Raw genomic sequence first — 15,607 nt, forward strand, 5'->3', positions numbered from 1 at the left:
GATAAATAAAAAAAGTAACTTACTTAGAAAGATTCAAGTATATTCATTCCTTACATCTCTCTTTTCTCTTATTTTAATGGTCATAATGGCTGTTATCTACAAAGTCTTTGACCTTCCCAAACAACCATTTATTTTACCTGCATTCATCCTGTATGCCCTCAATTCAATTGCCGGTATAATATACTTATTTACCCCTATAATTCCTGGCGTGAAGTTCATGCTCAACTTCAAAAAGGAAATTTTCAATGACCTGATTTGTGAAATTGATAATGATGAACAAAACATACAAAAACTGATGCCTTACTCGTTGACTGAATTAAACTATTCAATAGATTGGTTAAATATAAAGATACAAAGAGTAAAATCAAGGATAAATGATTTCTTTGGAGAAAAAACTGCTGTTTTATCAATAATAGGATTAGCATACTCTGCAGTTCAAGGTTTTGGTGGGTTAGACAAATTAGGTGATACCATATCAAAAGGGCTCTTCAACTCTGGCACAACAAATACACTAATTGTATTTGGGTTGGCTTTTCTTTTAGGGTTATCACTTGGAGCATTAGCACTTAAAAATATTGCAAATCATTTGCAATATCTAAAAGAAGTGCTTGAATTAACGAAAAAAATAAAAGAAAAAGATGCATCAGCAGAGCGAGAATAAACTCGCTCTATATTAATTTAGTAGATGTTATTTTTTCAAGTAGGTTTTTAAGTGTTCAAGTAAGTCTGATGTTTCTACACGATGACCTTTTTTGTAATTAATAATGCCGTCATATATAATTTTATAATGTTCATCCTTATGCCCGACATTATTATCTTTAAAAAATCGAAGTATTACATCGCGGATTTCATAACCTTCGCTTCGATTTGTATATAGTCTATCAAGTTTAACTGCTGGAGTGTCGCTTCCAGTACGGGTCCAAGACAGTTTTGTATTTTCTTTTAACCATTTGGTTACTTGACTTTCGTTCTCGTAGCTCATGTATGTAGTTCCTATATTTTAAAGTTTAAAAAATTCATAATGAACAACCAATAATGAGAATGATTATAAACAACATCTTAGAAAACCAACGTTACTGTTTTAATCCTTTCTTAAACAAAGTGCAACTTATTTCATTATGATGATAAAATTTCATCTATAAAGTATAGAATATATTCTCTATTCCATATGATAACTCATTGAATTTTTGAAACCCAACTTCGCTTACTAAAGGAAATACAAGATAATTTATCCAAAAATCAAATGAAATATTACTTAAATCACATATTAGGAACATTTTGACAAATAATATTATTGATACTTATATGTAAATCCACAATAAATACATATACCTATAGGAAAATGGTTCGACATATGATATAATAAAGATAAGTATTATAACTATCTTTAAAGGCGAGAAATTGACTAAATCGGTTCTTTCATTTTTCACTGGTGTCGGGTTACTCGATATGGGTTTCCGATCAGCCGATTTTGACATCGTCTGGCATAATGAAATCAACACCGATTTCATCACTGGTTTTAAGCATGGTCATAGCAAACTGTATGGAGTTAATCCACAAGACATCAATCTTTTCGAGGGCTCCATAGAAACAATAAGTAAATCAATTGTCAGAGAAAATGTCTCGTCTGGATTAATAGATAATAATGATTTTGGTATCATTGGCGGCCCTCCATGCCCAGATTTCTCTAATGCAGGTAAAAACTTAGGTAAAGATGGTGAAAATGGGAAACTTACAGGTATCTTTGTAGATATCATAAATGATTTTCACCCTAAATTTTTCACATTGGAAAATGTTAAAGGTTTAATTCAGAAAAGCACACACAGAAAATATCTTGCTGACTTGTTATATAAATTATCTAAAGAATACTGCTTTGATATTAAGGTACTAAACTCATTAGATTATGGCATTCCTCAAGATCGAGAAAGGCTATTTGTTGTTGGTTTCAAAAAAAGCTTCATTTTTGACAAACTGGGTTATGCAAGCTTGATTGAAATTGAGAAAATTAATTTACAACTAATAATTGAGCTAAAAAAAGAAAAAAGCTCAAGTTTAGAAAAGTTTAACTGGTTTAGCTGGCCTGTAAATCCTCTTTATACAAATGCAAGGGGAAGATTTCCTTGGCCCCAAAGAACACCTTATGGCGGAAATCCAACCAAACCTGATGATTTACCTAATAGCTTGCTTGTACAAGATGTCGTTTTCACCTCATCTATAGAAAACCTTCCAAATCAAAACGACGTTTTTAAAGCGTATAGCGATAAATTCAATATAATTGATGAGGGCGATATAACAGGCAAAAGTTTTAAACGGTTACACAGATGGCGATTCAGCCCTACTGCAGCTTATGGTAACAATGAGGTTCATTTACACCCCTATAAACCAAGACGGTTGTCAGTACGTGAAGTCATGCGGATACAATCTGTGCCGGATAAATTTGAGTTACCTGATAACATGACTCTTTCAAGCAAATTTAAGACTATCAGCAACGGTGTGCCTGTTGTTCTTGCAAAAGAAATAGCACAAAGTATATCTAACTTCATTGAGTAAAGTCTGATATGAATCTAAAGGAATTACTTAACGACATCTTGAAATTAATTGGGCTTACTTTAGCCCCAGTTAACTCTAATTCAGAAACAATTACTTTAATTGAACTGGACAAAGATTCCGGTAAATATTATGTCAAACCAGTGTCTGGAAAAAAAGTATCTAGAAACATCCATGAGTTTGAACATATTTTAAAAGATCTTTTAGAGTTTGGCTATGCTAATGTGGAGTCTTCGTTAGGTGGAAGTGGTAGCAGTCGCCATCATCCAGAGACAATTTTATCTAACCTTCCTTATATAGAACATTTTAAATATAAGAACAAAAAACATATTCTTTTATTAGATAATCCTACTCATGATTATGGAACATTAAAAGAAGCCAGTGGTATTGAGTTAAGAAAGGTTAAAGCAGCTTTAACAGCTAAAGACACTCTTAATTATTATGAAATACACAAAAAACTTAATCAGATTAACAATCAAATAAGTTATTCTTTGCAAGAAGTCAGCACAAAATATCCCGGTGAGATTAGACAGGAAGGAATTACAGAATGTTTACAATCATTAACCTTACTTGAAGAGAGTTTTTCCCAGATATTTTTCAAAACAAATAAAAGGGTAGAACCATTATTCGAGGATTCCTTATCCCTCAATTCACAAACTGACAATGATAACTTGGAAGAAGATTTAGATAATGATGAAGAGGATACCGATTATAACGAAAAAGCCAGTTTTGATCGTAAAAATTTAAAGATCAGACAGCTCACTATGAGCTTCAGTTTAATTTATGATCGCATTCAGTATAATGAAATTGAGTTACAGCCTGATTTTCAGAGAAAGGAACGAGTATGGAGCCAGAAAGAAAAAAGTTTACTTATAGAGTCCATACTTTTGGGGCTACCAATACCAATGTTTTACTTTGCTGAAAGGGAAAATGGTACTTGGTTAATCGTTGACGGTCTTCAACGAACAACCACAATTTTCGACTATATGCGCGGTAAATTTATTTTAACAGATCTAAAATATTTTAACGACCCAAATGATTCTGTTTACAAAAAATCATTTCAAGATCTACCTCGACAATATCAAAGAAAGATCCGTGAATATCAAATTAATGGACATTTGATATCTGTTGAAAAGAACGATTTTGAAATGGTCAGAGAATTATTCCAGAGAATAAACACCTACGGTCGAGCATTAAGCCCGCAAGAAATAAGATGTGCATTGAACCCCGGAAGTTCGATACCATTCATCCGATATTTAGCAGAAACACCAGAATTTATAGATTCAACTTTTGGCAAAGTCAATCCAAAACGAATGAAAGATATGGAATATGTTCTTGGAATTATTTCATTCATTCTTTTTAGCTACCGAGACTATAAATATAACAGGGAAGATGATTTTCTTGTTCATACAATGAAATACCTAAATAAGTTTAATTTTAAACTTAACGGGACATTCTCTGATGAAGAAGGGCATAGTCTGCCACAATGGAAAAATGATGAGTGTTCGGAAGTTTTTTACACTCTTTTCGAGAAATTCAAGAAAGGAATTTCAATTTCCAACAATATTTTCGGTACCCATCGATTCAAGAAAAAGAACTCTCCATCGATAAATAAGCAATTGCTAATCATGATGGTTTCAGTTTTTGCATTACTCGACGACGATATTGTTGCTGAATTAATAAGCACTAAAAACGAATTTATAGCCAAATTTGATGGTCTAATTAGTGGTGACATCCCCAGCTATGTCGATTGGATTTCTGAAAGCTATAACGACAGTGATAAAGACTTTGATTATGCAATTAGCCAGTCCACTGGTAAAAAAGCGACTATCTTATATAGATTTGATAACTTTATTTCTTTAATCCAAGATATTACAAATAAAGAAGTGTTAATTGAGGGTTTGATTAAAAATGATAATTAATAGGATTCATTTAGAAAATTTCAAATGTTTCATCGATTGCGACATTGAGATTAACCAACTCAATTTTCTAGTCGGTATTAATAGTGTAGGTAAGAGTAGTATTATTCAGTCAATACTTTTACCGCTTCAATCCGTCCATGATACAGACATAGAGTTAAATGGCCCATTAATTAATCTTGGTGACCATAATGACATACTTAACATCGAAGCTGCCGATGATAGTATTCGTATAAATATACAAACCAATGATGAATCTTGTACCTGGGGATTTGAAAAAGGTTATGTCAATAACGGACTGCCAAAATTCAGTCTACCGTTACTTCATGGCGAAAATTCGTGGGTTAAAGAATTAAAAAATAACTTTCAATTCATATCTGCTGAACGTTGGGGACCGCGCGATAATGTTCCTGTAATTCAAAGTCACCGTAAGGGTTGGTTAGGTAAGAATGGAGAGCATCTTATTGATTATTTATACTCATTGATAAACGAAGCAACTGCAAGCGAGATTAACTTGCCTGAGAACGATCCTCGTATTCATGCCGAGGCTTCAAGCTCAACGATAATTTCATCGATTGAAGCATGGCTTGGGGAAATTTCCCCTGGTGTAGCATTCGATATTAATGTCTATAAAGAGGCTCATATAGGGTGGGGAATGTTCAACTATGGAGGCGACTCTAAAAAATATAGAGCAGGTAATATAGGATTCGGAATTAGCTATTCATTAAGTATTATTGCAGCTATTATAGGTGCAAAAAAAGGAGATGTCTTATTAATTGAAAACCCCGAAGCTCATATTCATCCCAGAGGTCAAAGCAAGCTGGGGCAGTTGATAGCTTGTGCAGCAGAAGCTGGTATCCAATTATTAGTTGAAACCCATAGTGAGCACATCATTAATGGAGCAAGGATAGCGGTTCGCAAAAATATATTGCAACACGATAAATTATTTATTTATTATTTCGAAAAACCATTAAATACAATCTCACCAATAATAAAACAAATAAAATCGGATAAGAGAGCCAGCTTAGATCAATGGCCAGAAGGTTTCTTCGATCAAACTGTTATCGATATGGAAACGATAATCAAGGGCTGAAAATAATGAAAAGTCGCAATTTTATATCTCTGAACTTTTTACTCAAACACGAAGACATTTGCGATTTAGATAATGTTCTTCATTTGGAAAAGCTAATAGGCCAACATTCTCCACGAGATATCACAGAAGTCGTTTCTACATCTAATTGGTATGAAATGGCACCTGAAATTACTGTCTTTGACATTTTATCAGATGAAATCAGTGATATGCAACTCCGCTCCGCTATTATTGGAAAATTAAGTCAAGTATTCGGTCTTTATGCCACTGATGATATTGATAATAACAATGCTACTGAGTGTGCATTAAAAAAATATGATGATTCTTTTTATTATTCTATAATATCACCTGTTGATACCATTAAAGACTTAGAAGAATGTGAGACTGTTTCAACACCAGATGATTATAATCGTATACATGAAAAGCACTTGTCATTATGTCCAGAATCAAATGAAGATTATGCATTAAGATGTGTGTATATTTTTGATAAAGTTAAATTCTCCGATAATTTCTCTAATACACTTTCAACTTTAGGTAACAATCAGGGGATTACTGATTTTTCTATACCAATTACGAAAGCTCTTACCATCTTAAATAGATTAGACCCAGCCATAAGAAATATTCAAGAAGCAATGCATTGGATACATACAGAATCAGGGTTTGAATGTTCTCCACAGGGAGCAAATAAGGGACACCTCTTTCCTACTATCCAACTTGATGATGGAACTGAAAGGCAGATCAACTGTGAGTTCCATATGAAGATAAATGCAAGTAACCTTGCTGATAATTTAAAACACCATTCAAGAATTTATTTTGGATTAATGCCAGTAGGTCAATGTAAGCATACCTATTTATTACATTGCGGTGAACATTTATAATGCTTAGTGTTAATACACAAATGTTTTACGGTAAAGGAGATTTGTAATGTTCAGTTCCAATTTAATAAGTGCCAATGAGAATTTTTTTGATATATTAAAATTTGTATTTTTTAAATATCTTTCAGAGCATTTCTTTTTGTTTGCTATTTTGATAATAATAACATTCTCTTTAGTATATTATTTCTTACCCATAAACTCAGTTAAACGTCTTAGCGATGATAAACTGTCATCGATTAGAAAGAGCATTTTATGTGCGCTTGTTTTTTTATTATTTATAAACGCATATGAATTTAAGCAAACTTGGTATAACCATGTTTCATATCCTGTAAATGATTATGGTCAGTATAATAGAATAAAATAATCTTACCCCCTACCTCTAAAAAGTAGGGGGTTATTCAACTGCAATTATAATAAATATTTTTATTACACAACCGAAAAGTATTAGATCCAATAGCAAGAAGATTTTATCATTTTTATATCTTTCAACAACCTTGCCTAATTTCGCCATAACCCATTTATTCATAAATCCTCCTGTTTATTATTTATTTAATTTATTTTCCCTAACACGTCAACACTAAGGATAATTAATAATAAAAAAGCAAGAGCTAATTTATAGAAGCGGTTGCACCGTTCTATAAAGCTCTTGCTTTTCTTGCTTCCTTTCAGTCAGACAATAAAAGAACACCTACACAATCAAGGCTGCTGATTGACAAACTACTAATTAATTGTATAAATGATATATGAAGCATACGGATTATGCTTATCAATCAGTAACATATAAAATGGAGTTTACATGAAAGAGAGTATTTATACAGATAACATAGATCTATCCAAAACTTCCCGCCGTGGTAGCTTTAATAAAAGTAAAATTCCTTTAGAAGCAGTAAGAAGCTATTGTGTCAGTGTCCGATTGAATGTTGAAGAACTGCAACTCCTGAATATAAAGCGAGGCTCTTATAAAAAAGGAGAGTGGCTTCGTATGGCTTCCCTTCAAAAGTTACCTCCCGTTATACCTGCGATTAATACCAAAGCATGGATAGCTTTAACCGACATATCGCAAAAACTAAATCGCATTGCGGCCCACATAGATGGTAAGAGCAAAGATAGTCACCTTACTCATACAGAGCTTTTCGCTGTGAAGCGACAACTTGAAGAGCTTCGCACGAATCTTTTAAGTGACAGTATATGGAGCCTCCCGAATGAAGGGTATGCGGAAGATTCGCAGGGGTAAGAACTTTGCTGGTGTGGTCCAATACGCATTGAAACCGGGAGCACACCACAAAAGTGATCCAGTCGTCATTGGCGGGAACATGTTAGGTGATGCAGCACTTGAACTGATCTCTGAATTTGATGGCACTAAACAGCTTCGCCCAGATGTTCAGAAACCAGTATGGCATAACTCCCTCCGCTTACCAGCAGGTGAATCACTAACGACTAAAAAATGGTCCAGCATCGCAGATGACTACATTAAGAGGATGGGGTTCAGTGATACTCATCTTCGTTGTTATGTGCTTCATGACGATCCGGCTGGTCAGCACATACACATTATCGCAAGTCGCATAGATCTCAATGGTGGGAAGCTCTACTTGGGTAGGAATGAAAATCTCATCAGCACACAAATCATCAGTAAACTCGAAGTCGCTCATGGCCTGACAGTGACCAAAACTGCATCTCCCCACTCGCAAGCACAACCGAAGCGGAAGAGAATCTCTCGAAACGAACAAATGCTATCGGCTCGGACTAGTGTTCCCTGCCCCAAGAAATTTCTTCAACAGATCATTGATAAAAGTTTGGCAGATACACCTGACCTTTTAACTTTCACAAAACGGCTGGAAGAAGCGGAAGTATCTTGGAAGGCCAATATTGCCTCTACCGGTAAAATGAACGGCTTCTCATTCTCTTACCGCGATATAGCTTTCAAAGCTTCGCAGTTAGGCAAGGGTTACTCTTGGGCAAATCTTCAAAAGCAACTTAGCTACAACCCTGACCACTTAGAAGCGATACGAACCAACACACCAACAAAAGCCCCCCCTGCTGCTCCTGCTCCTGCTCCTGCTCCTGCTCCTGCTCCTGCTCCTGCTCCTGCTCCTGCTCCTGCTCCTGCTCCTGCTCCTGCTCCTGCTCCTGCAAAAGATGTTGCAACAACGGATATTCCAAGGGAAAGCATAAGTGAAAAAATTGCCGAACTGGAATTACGGCTCAGAGAAGACAGAAGAAAAGAAATCGTAGAAAAGATTCTTCAAAAGAATGCCGTCAAACAGCAAAAGCATCTCAGGCTCATCGGCTGGATTCCATTTCTAAGGAGGCTCGTAGAGCTTCTTCGAAGCTATGGTAAGAGCATTCTTCATAAGACTCCCACAAACATCTCAGAAATCTATTCAACACATCATCTTAAACCTGTAAGAAAAATTCGTTTATAGACAGCTAGTTGTAAACACCTTTCGTAACATAACTCAATTGCTGAGTAATAAATTTGTGTTTAGTCAAGATAATATTGATCGTTATTACAGATCGATAAGCTAGTTATGATAGATAACACCTATCAAGTAACAACCATCGATCGGTACAAGCAATTTTACTAAAGCGAGTCGGTCATCGAGAATCTCTGTAAACGCACCATTTAATCTTCCAGATTGGGATAGCTATGGAAAACGAAACAATAAAGTGCCCGTTCTGCTTTACACAAAGTCCTCATGGTGTGCGGATTTGCAAAGGCTGTCATGCAAAGGTCGCTTACGGTGAAAGCCCGCTCAGTGTGGCATTCCTGTTTCAATTCGTGGCATTTGGTCTCGCGTGGTTAGCATTTTCGTGGACCGGCAGCACTCTTGTATCAGTCATTACGTTTTTCGTAAGCATCATTATTCTTATCTATAAAATCAAAAGAATGTATGCAGACAGAGTTGTTTTTATACGGTGAAATTAATTTCACACAACCGCAAACATAAAATGAGAAAGTAAATGAACCGATTTATAACGTCCTCTTTTTTTATTATTGTCTTCCTGCTTTCTGGCTGTTCAACATCAGGGAACCAGAACCTTAAAAACGAAACACCACAAAGTCTCCAGTCAAAGATCATTAAAAACAAAACAACTAAGACGGAATTACTCACTAAGTTAGGTGAGCCTGATACAAGAACCACACTCGATGACGGACATGAGCAATGGAAATATTTCATGTCTAACAATCAGTTCAATGCAACGACTTTCATTCCTGTTGTGGGGCTGTTTACTGGCGGTTCTCAGACTCAGTCTAAAACTCTTGAGATCGACTTCAAGGGAGAGACCGTAAGTAAATGGACTTTCTCCTCTGATAACAACAACACCAAAACTGGTATTCTTAATTAATTATTTTTGGATAAGAAAATGAAAATATACTCAATCCTCACAGTTATTCTTACCTCTTTTATTTTAACCGCATGTAACAGTGAACCATCGCAAGACGATATATACAATGCTTTCAAAAGTGTTGTAGATAAATCAAATGCCAGTATGAAAGCTTTTGATTCAAGAGTTTCAGAAAAGGATCTTTTAAAAATCGATTATGTGAAGAAAGTTAGCTGCACAGAAGAAGCAAACAATGTTTATAACTGCATTGTCGATGCCTCTATTAGTAATATGAAACAGACAAGGCCTGTTAAGCTTGTGAAAGCAGATGGTATCTGGAAAGAAGTTCAGTAGTAGCCTGTATCAATAAGTCTTTTTTAGCCCCTGCTCAGGGGCTTTTTATTGCCTATAACCTGACGGTTCTTACGCGAACTTCACGGGTTAACTCTTTCTCAATTACTTTCATTTCATATTGTGCTCTGACAGTATCATAGATTTCCTCTGCTTTTTCTTGATTGTTATCTATGTAATTAACAAGCGAGTTTAGTTCCCTAATAACTCCTTCCTTGTTATTTAATCGTTGTAGAAGATTGCTTGTCAGACTTTTGTATACCGAGCTAAACATAGTCATTATGTTATCAATATTACGATTGGATTTGGAATAAATCCTTTTAGGGTAGAAATATTTTAAATGGTATCCCACAAAAATTAGGTAAAGTTGATATGAGAAACTTTTATCTCCGGGATGGTATCTTTTTGAGATATACTTATCGACAATAATGATAAGTTGCTCTTCCAGAGTAAACTCTGAATTGATGATGTTTTTGTCCATAAAATGCATCCTTGCATAATTGAAATAGTCTTCCTGACCATATGTTTATATTTATCGTATTTATTTAACTTGTCAATAGGTGTAACCTATCAAATATTATTTTTTATTAAATGGTCTATTCAATTGTTCCATAGTGAGACCATGTCTATAAGCATTATACTGCCAATAGCTAAACTGCTCTTTGTATCTATTGTTCTGTTTTTTCAGCATTTCATTTTCGGCTTTAAGATTTATTATTTGTTGTGCCGCAATCGTTAAGTTAGCTGGCTTTTTAAGGCCAGATTTTTTCAAATTAGACAAATTTTTCTTTGATCTATATGCTTCAACAACTTCATCATGAGCACTTAAAGATTGCCTTGTGATAGTTCTGTTTAAATTCTTATAAACTGATTCACATAAATCACTCCATGTAATTTTGCCGTCCCAAGTCAATATAATGTGCGTAATTGCCTTTATTTCACTCCTGATCAAATGTTTCGCCATAAGTATCTCCTATTTTAATTATTCAAAAGCTTATTAATTCTTTCCAAATTTTTTTCATGGTGTTGCAGCCATTTGTCTGCACCATAATCACCATTTTCATAAGCGGTCTGCGTTATACACTTCAGTTTTGTTACTTTTTCTCGGATAGATTCAAGTCTAATTCTATCTATTGATTTTATTCCCAGGGCTTCATTATCATATTCTATAAATTCATTGATTTTTGCACAAGGCTTAACTAAGTAGTCATGTACACAGTAACCAAATTCTGTTAAGTGTATTGCACCTTGATGAAGGTTATCAAAATCAATTGTCAATTCATTTGTCGGTATTGACTCCCTTCGACAATAATTACTCCTACTCAATTTAATAGCTTTGATTTTATCTAACATATCTTCTTCCGAAACGTGGTTATAAACTCTGTTCTGATTCACATTGACACGACCAGACCATTTAGCAATATCAAGTTCAGACATTTCGCCATAATGGGCTATAGTGTTTAAAAGGTGTCGTGGTTGGTGTGAGCGAATAAGCAGTGGCTGACCTTCAGTATCATAATATCCGTGTCGGGCGAAAATATTTTTATACCCCACTTCAAAACTTCTTTTACTTTGTATGTCACCAAAAAAGAATGCTTTAGTAGGTTTATAAAATGAATAGATATCACTCATTCGGGATAACGAGAATTGGCGATAATTCAGTAAACATAAGGCATTGCTAAATCTTATGGATTTTTCTTCATCATACCATGGAAAATCTCTGCTAAAACCAGAGCTAATCATTTCCCATAACTCACTCAATGAATAGTTATAATCATTGGAATTTAAGAAACTTTTCCCACCATCCAAACTCGTTCTTTTAATTTTTAGAACGCATGATTTATGATCATGTAAATGGTAGCCAAGTGCATGACAAACCTGTACAACTGTCAACTTTGAATTTTCATCAACTTTTGGACAAAGTTCATGCCGGTAAAATTTATCAGGGTATTTTTCGCACCATTGAGCAAGTGCTCTTGCATTTTGTGATAAGGAAAGTAATCTTCTAATTGCTTTCTTTGCAACTGGTGCCATAACCCGTGGAATCCATTTGATATTAGGTCCATAACCCTTAACCGAATAAAATCTCAGACCATATCTTTCGATACCCTTGCCATCTATTTGTGTAATCTCACAATCAGCAGGTAAGGCTAAAATCTCAGAAATTCTGCTAGGACAACAAAGTAGAAGTGCAAATACTGAACTGGTGAACTTATCCCTTGGGCTCAGTAACTCATCATTTTTAGAAAAAATATCAGCAATAGCGAGTAATGCTTCTTCATCTGGTAACTTATCGCTTCGGTGATAATCCTCAATCTCAGGAAGATAATTGTTTTTGACTTTCTGTTTTACATGGTTTTTCCATGAGATATATCCTGACTTCAGAAGATTATGTTCATATAGAAACTTTGATATTTTTTCAAGCTGTATTCCACATTTAGCCAAAACGTTACCTTTAAAATATTTACTTCCGATCTGCATTGCTTCATCGAAAACAACGGCTGTTACATTATAAATCAGAGCATTGTTCAGAACCTGCAAAAGAGCCTGTTCGAGACATCGCAAGGCCATCATAATAGACCCATAATTTTTCAATGGTTTCAATGAGTGTTGATATCTGATATATGCTTTCGCAAACTTTATAAAATCTTCGTGCATTGCATCATTGGAATCAAAGACTTTATTCCCAATCCCTATTTTTCTGAATGTGACATATCCTTCCCAGGCATACTGGTCCCAATCCTGAGTTTGGGTTAGTCCGGTCAGTTGATAGCGACAAAACTTTATAAACTCATTATAATTTTCTTCTACAAGAAGATGTTTTTTTGATTTGAACAAAATGATATTATTCATAGATGATTCGCCTCACTACGTTCAAATGGAATAAAAAAAACACATTGATTACAAGGAAATCCTGAATTCTGATTCGGGCATCTACTTGAAGAACAAAATTTGAAATGATTAATCTTTTTCGATTTGATTCCATTCATAAAAATATCAGCGACAAATGACAATTGTTCTGAAACAGCGGAATCGATCCTTTCAACACTATCAGCAATATTTTTAATATAAATCCCTATACATGAAGTAGAGGAATGGTCCAATAACTCAGCTATAATGTTATCATTATACCCATCCTTAAACAGCATAGTTGCTATTGTATAACGAAGCCGACGAGGAGTAATATTTAGTATCTCGCCGGTACGGTTGGAGATTACATTCCCAATATTAACAATACTTTTCAATGCTACATTAGAAATTGTAGGTTTTGCATGTAATGTATTAAATTCCAGATGAATTGAATCTGTTATGGATAACTCAGAGAGTTTCTCCTCATTTAAGAAAATAGGAACTTCTCCTTTAGAATAATCATCAAGAGTTTTTCCAAGAGCTTGCTCAACAAGTTTCACTGATTGATTAGCTTGCAGTTGAACAATTGATGCGACCTCTGATATTATTGCAAGTTCTCGATATTGTAGCTGTTTACTCCGTTGTTTAACTCGTGGTACTGAAATCACATATTCTATTTCACCATCACCTAAATCCCTTTGAAGTATATCTTTATATTTCAAAAAAACTAATTGTTGCGGTCTTCTACCAGTAAGGCTGATCAATAGTGATATTGCATAATGTGGCAGTGACAGTTCACCTTTTCTATATGCATGATTCATAGCCTTAATTAAAGAATTATGTTCTTCTTTAGTTAGTGGCCCCTCTGTTGGATCACCTTGTAGTACAGACTGACCAGATTTTTTCTTTTTTAGGTCCAAATGCTTTAACAGTTCTACCGCACTTTCATCTATTCCTGAATATCCTAACTCAAACCATTTAATCAAAAATGGTCGTAAAACGCGAAATGATGCTGCGGCTTTTGATAATTTTATATTTTGATATTGGATTATTATTTTATCATCAATATAATTAGGAGAAACAATGCTAATAAAATCCCTAATGCTTTTAATTATTGTTTTTACATGCGAATGGCTTTTATTACAAAAATAATATTGTAATGTATTCACAAACCCACAAACCAAACTTTCGTCCATAACACATATTAAGTTTCTAATATTGATTCCATTGCTCTCAATCAAAGTGACGATTTTTTGTTCATGAATTGACATTTTATCATAGTTTTGTTTAATTAAATTATTCATCAAATCCTCCTTTGAATAGTTGCTCTTGCTGCTCAAGTGCAGTTTTTTTCGATAGCTCAAAAATATGCCTGCGATTATAGATTATTGAAGTGTCTGAACCTGGTAGCCATCCCATTAGATAAGAACGGATTTGTTGCTCTTTTTCGTCGGATATGTCCTTAGCCTTATCTATTGTTTTCGAGAAATCATAATTCCATGTGTGTCGTAATTTATGGCCTGTTAATCCACTTAGAAGCGAGGATGATTGACGAACAACACTCACTATTTTATGGTATGAAGAAAATGATAGCGGTTGTCCTTGTGTCTTCCCTTCCTTATAGGTAATAAACAGAAAGTCATGCTTATTAGCATTTTTAACTTTTCTACGATCATTCAAGATATAATCTGAAATTTCATATATAAGGTTCGCATCAGCAATTAATTTTCTCTCACAAGTCTTCACTAATGGCTGATAAACTCGTGGATCTGTTTTATCATTTGCTCTCCTCCTTATTGCTATTGTTGATTCTGCAAAATCTATGTCACCAATTCGCAGATTCAAAAGTTCACCGGCTCTCATGCCAAAGCAATGTAATAATAGGAATATTAGGTTATTTCTTTTTTGTACTGTTTCCGTAAACGGGTTCAAGTTACTTCCTGGCGAAAGAATGCTAAACAAAGAATCCAGTTGAGCTTTGTCTAAGCTCTTTTCGATATCCATAACATATTTGTCATTGTTCCTTGGTTTCTTTCTTTTTATGTTGTTAATGAAAACAAGTATCTCTTTGATTGTATCTTTCTGACCTGTATGAGAAAGAAGTATTTTACATAGCCATTCCAGATAGTTAGCTATTGTTGTAATCCTAAAATACTTAGTTGGTTTTTTGACATTTGAAACGCAAAAATCATTATCCATACCACTTTTAAAATTGAATGAAGTAAACTCAATCAAATCATCAATTTCATGAGGAGCCAGAAATATCCTTTTCTGTATTCTTTCATCAACATTGATCTCTTTCCTCATAAAGAATCGATATAACAATGAAAGGCTACCGGCAATAACTTTCATTGTTGATATAGACTCTGACCGATTTCTGACTTGTGTTGTTATATACAAATTTGGATAATACAATGGCTCACCAGTTTTTTTATTTACAACATGGCAATACCTCTCACCATTTTCCAACATAAACGAATCTACACAAATACTGCACATATTTCCCTCCTAAACCTTACAAAAAGTATAATTCCAATATATTAATAATAAGCATTTCGTAGATTTACAAATTTATTTGGATCGATTAAGATATTTATTTAAATTAAAACAGTGAGATAGACGATTATTCCTGTCAAATTATCATCTGG

17 protein-coding genes are annotated in these 15,607 nt (G+C 34.4%); 10 read left to right on the forward strand and 7 right to left on the reverse strand.

Annotation, left to right across the window (positions count from 1 at the left end):
• Positions 1-85: 85 nt before the first annotated feature.
• Entirely contained in the window at positions 86-661 is a 576-nt protein-coding gene (locus ACO7SM_RS18920; RefSeq protein WP_490468796.1) for a hypothetical protein, read from the forward strand.
• A 27-nt stretch (positions 662-688) separates the two neighbouring features.
• On the opposite strand, the gene ACO7SM_RS18925 is transcribed toward ACO7SM_RS18920, so the two are convergent.
• Entirely contained in the window at positions 689-982 is a 294-nt protein-coding gene (locus tag ACO7SM_RS18925) for a hypothetical protein (protein WP_000119679.1), read from the reverse strand.
• 467 nt (positions 983-1,449) lie between these two features.
• On the opposite strand from ACO7SM_RS18925, the gene ACO7SM_RS18930 reads away from it, so the two are divergent.
• Genes ACO7SM_RS18930 through ACO7SM_RS18945 form a run of 4 tightly spaced genes read left to right on the forward strand, consistent with a single transcriptional unit; the run spans position 1,450 to position 6,434 of the window.
• Positions 1,450-2,550, forward strand: a complete 1,101-nt coding sequence (locus ACO7SM_RS18930) for a DNA cytosine methyltransferase (protein ID WP_001667820.1) — start codon at positions 1,450-1,452, stop codon at positions 2,548-2,550.
• Positions 2,551-2,558: 8 nt separating this feature from the next.
• Positions 2,559-4,469 carry a GmrSD restriction endonuclease domain-containing protein gene (locus ACO7SM_RS18935; protein WP_490468797.1) on the forward strand — a complete coding sequence of 637 codons (1,911 nt, stop codon included), beginning with the start codon at positions 2,559-2,561 and terminating at the stop codon, positions 4,467-4,469.
• Complete coding sequence (locus tag ACO7SM_RS18940; protein WP_103791581.1) at positions 4,459-5,559, forward strand: DUF3696 domain-containing protein; 1,101 nt, start codon at positions 4,459-4,461, stop codon at positions 5,557-5,559. The genes ACO7SM_RS18935 and ACO7SM_RS18940 overlap by 11 nt, the downstream gene beginning before the upstream one ends.
• A 5-nt stretch (positions 5,560-5,564) precedes the next feature.
• Positions 5,565-6,434, forward strand: a complete 870-nt coding sequence (locus tag ACO7SM_RS18945) for a hypothetical protein (protein ID WP_490468798.1) — start codon at positions 5,565-5,567, stop codon at positions 6,432-6,434.
• Between the two features lie 391 nt (positions 6,435-6,825).
• On the opposite strand, the gene ACO7SM_RS18950 is transcribed toward ACO7SM_RS18945, so the two are convergent.
• Complete coding sequence (locus ACO7SM_RS18950; protein WP_258231263.1) at positions 6,826-6,957, reverse strand: hypothetical protein; 132 nt, start codon at positions 6,955-6,957, stop codon at positions 6,826-6,828.
• 270 nt (positions 6,958-7,227) lie between these two features.
• Between ACO7SM_RS18950 and ACO7SM_RS18955 the strand changes: the two genes are divergently transcribed.
• The 5 genes from ACO7SM_RS18955 (at position 7,228) to ACO7SM_RS18975 (ending at position 10,112) form a co-directional block, all read left to right on the forward strand.
• A complete protein-coding gene (locus ACO7SM_RS18955) occupies positions 7,228-7,665 on the forward strand; it encodes a hypothetical protein (RefSeq protein ID WP_490468799.1) in 438 nt (145 codons plus the stop codon).
• A complete protein-coding gene (locus tag ACO7SM_RS18960; protein WP_490468800.1) occupies positions 7,634-8,854 on the forward strand; it encodes a relaxase/mobilization nuclease domain-containing protein in 1,221 nt (406 codons plus the stop codon). The genes ACO7SM_RS18955 and ACO7SM_RS18960 overlap by 32 nt, the downstream gene beginning before the upstream one ends.
• Positions 8,855-9,078: 224 nt before the next feature.
• On the forward strand, positions 9,079-9,351 hold the full coding sequence (locus ACO7SM_RS18965; RefSeq protein WP_007666384.1) for a hypothetical protein: 273 nt from the start codon (positions 9,079-9,081) through the stop codon (positions 9,349-9,351).
• Between the two features lie 41 nt (positions 9,352-9,392).
• Positions 9,393-9,779: a hypothetical protein gene (locus ACO7SM_RS18970; protein ID WP_490468801.1), complete on the forward strand. Its 387-nt coding sequence runs from the start codon at positions 9,393-9,395 to the stop codon at positions 9,777-9,779.
• Between the two features lie 18 nt (positions 9,780-9,797).
• Positions 9,798-10,112, forward strand: a complete 315-nt coding sequence (locus tag ACO7SM_RS18975) for a cell wall-binding protein (RefSeq protein WP_490468802.1) — start codon at positions 9,798-9,800, stop codon at positions 10,110-10,112.
• A gap of 52 nt (positions 10,113-10,164) precedes the next feature.
• Here ACO7SM_RS18975 and ACO7SM_RS18980 read toward each other — a convergent pair whose 3' ends face one another.
• From ACO7SM_RS18980 to ACO7SM_RS19000, 5 genes are all read right to left on the reverse strand, one after another.
• Positions 10,165-10,590 (reverse strand): hypothetical protein, encoded by a 426-nt coding sequence (locus ACO7SM_RS18980; RefSeq protein ID WP_088546538.1) that lies wholly within the window; start codon positions 10,588-10,590, stop codon positions 10,165-10,167.
• Between the two features lie 96 nt (positions 10,591-10,686).
• Positions 10,687-11,073, reverse strand: coding sequence for a hypothetical protein (locus ACO7SM_RS18985; protein WP_490468803.1), 387 nt, complete (start codon positions 11,071-11,073; stop codon positions 10,687-10,689).
• 14 nt (positions 11,074-11,087) lie between these two features.
• On the reverse strand, positions 11,088-12,962 hold the full coding sequence (locus ACO7SM_RS18990; RefSeq protein WP_490468804.1) for a DNA-binding protein: 1,875 nt from the start codon (positions 12,960-12,962) through the stop codon (positions 11,088-11,090).
• The gene (locus ACO7SM_RS18995; protein WP_490468805.1) at positions 12,959-14,263 is read right to left on the reverse strand and encodes a tyrosine-type recombinase/integrase; all 1,305 of its coding nucleotides are present in this window, start codon (positions 14,261-14,263) and stop codon (positions 12,959-12,961) included. Before ACO7SM_RS18995 ends, ACO7SM_RS18990 begins: the two co-directional genes overlap by 4 nt.
• On the reverse strand, positions 14,256-15,458 hold the full coding sequence (locus ACO7SM_RS19000; RefSeq protein ID WP_490468806.1) for a tyrosine-type recombinase/integrase: 1,203 nt from the start codon (positions 15,456-15,458) through the stop codon (positions 14,256-14,258). Before ACO7SM_RS19000 ends, ACO7SM_RS18995 begins: the two co-directional genes overlap by 8 nt.
• Positions 15,459-15,607: the final 149 nt, after the last annotated feature.

The organism is Citrobacter sp. LJND-P06, assembly GCF_058188415.1.

What these genes read in the sequence shown, in the direction of transcription:
- ACO7SM_RS18965 (WP_007666384.1), top strand. Translation starts at nt 9,079, where the DNA reads ATGGAAAACGAAACAATAAAGTGCCCGTTCTGCTTTACACAAAGTCCT.
- ACO7SM_RS18995 (WP_490468805.1), bottom strand. Translation starts at nt 14,263, where the DNA reads ATGAATAATTTAATTAAACAAAACTATGATAAAATGTCAATTCATGAA.
- ACO7SM_RS18990 (WP_490468804.1), bottom strand. Translation starts at nt 12,962, where the DNA reads ATGAATAATATCATTTTGTTCAAATCAAAAAAACATCTTCTTGTAGAA.
- ACO7SM_RS18925 (WP_000119679.1), bottom strand. Translation starts at nt 982, where the DNA reads ATGAGCTACGAGAACGAAAGTCAAGTAACCAAATGGTTAAAAGAAAAT.
- ACO7SM_RS18980 (WP_088546538.1), bottom strand. Translation starts at nt 10,590, where the DNA reads ATGGACAAAAACATCATCAATTCAGAGTTTACTCTGGAAGAGCAACTT.
- ACO7SM_RS18950 (WP_258231263.1), bottom strand. Translation starts at nt 6,957, where the DNA reads ATGAATAAATGGGTTATGGCGAAATTAGGCAAGGTTGTTGAAAGATAT.
- ACO7SM_RS18935 (WP_490468797.1), top strand. Translation starts at nt 2,559, where the DNA reads ATGAATCTAAAGGAATTACTTAACGACATCTTGAAATTAATTGGGCTT.
- ACO7SM_RS18970 (WP_490468801.1), top strand. Translation starts at nt 9,393, where the DNA reads ATGAACCGATTTATAACGTCCTCTTTTTTTATTATTGTCTTCCTGCTT.
- ACO7SM_RS18960 (WP_490468800.1), top strand. Translation starts at nt 7,634, where the DNA reads ATGAAGGGTATGCGGAAGATTCGCAGGGGTAAGAACTTTGCTGGTGTG.
- ACO7SM_RS19000 (WP_490468806.1), bottom strand. Translation starts at nt 15,458, where the DNA reads ATGTGCAGTATTTGTGTAGATTCGTTTATGTTGGAAAATGGTGAGAGG.
- ACO7SM_RS18930 (WP_001667820.1), top strand. Translation starts at nt 1,450, where the DNA reads ATGGGTTTCCGATCAGCCGATTTTGACATCGTCTGGCATAATGAAATC.
- ACO7SM_RS18985 (WP_490468803.1), bottom strand. Translation starts at nt 11,073, where the DNA reads ATGGCGAAACATTTGATCAGGAGTGAAATAAAGGCAATTACGCACATT.
- ACO7SM_RS18975 (WP_490468802.1), top strand. Translation starts at nt 9,798, where the DNA reads ATGAAAATATACTCAATCCTCACAGTTATTCTTACCTCTTTTATTTTA.
- ACO7SM_RS18955 (WP_490468799.1), top strand. Translation starts at nt 7,228, where the DNA reads ATGAAAGAGAGTATTTATACAGATAACATAGATCTATCCAAAACTTCC.
- ACO7SM_RS18940 (WP_103791581.1), top strand. Translation starts at nt 4,459, where the DNA reads ATGATAATTAATAGGATTCATTTAGAAAATTTCAAATGTTTCATCGAT.
- ACO7SM_RS18920 (WP_490468796.1), top strand. Translation starts at nt 86, where the DNA reads ATGGCTGTTATCTACAAAGTCTTTGACCTTCCCAAACAACCATTTATT.
- ACO7SM_RS18945 (WP_490468798.1), top strand. Translation starts at nt 5,565, where the DNA reads ATGAAAAGTCGCAATTTTATATCTCTGAACTTTTTACTCAAACACGAA.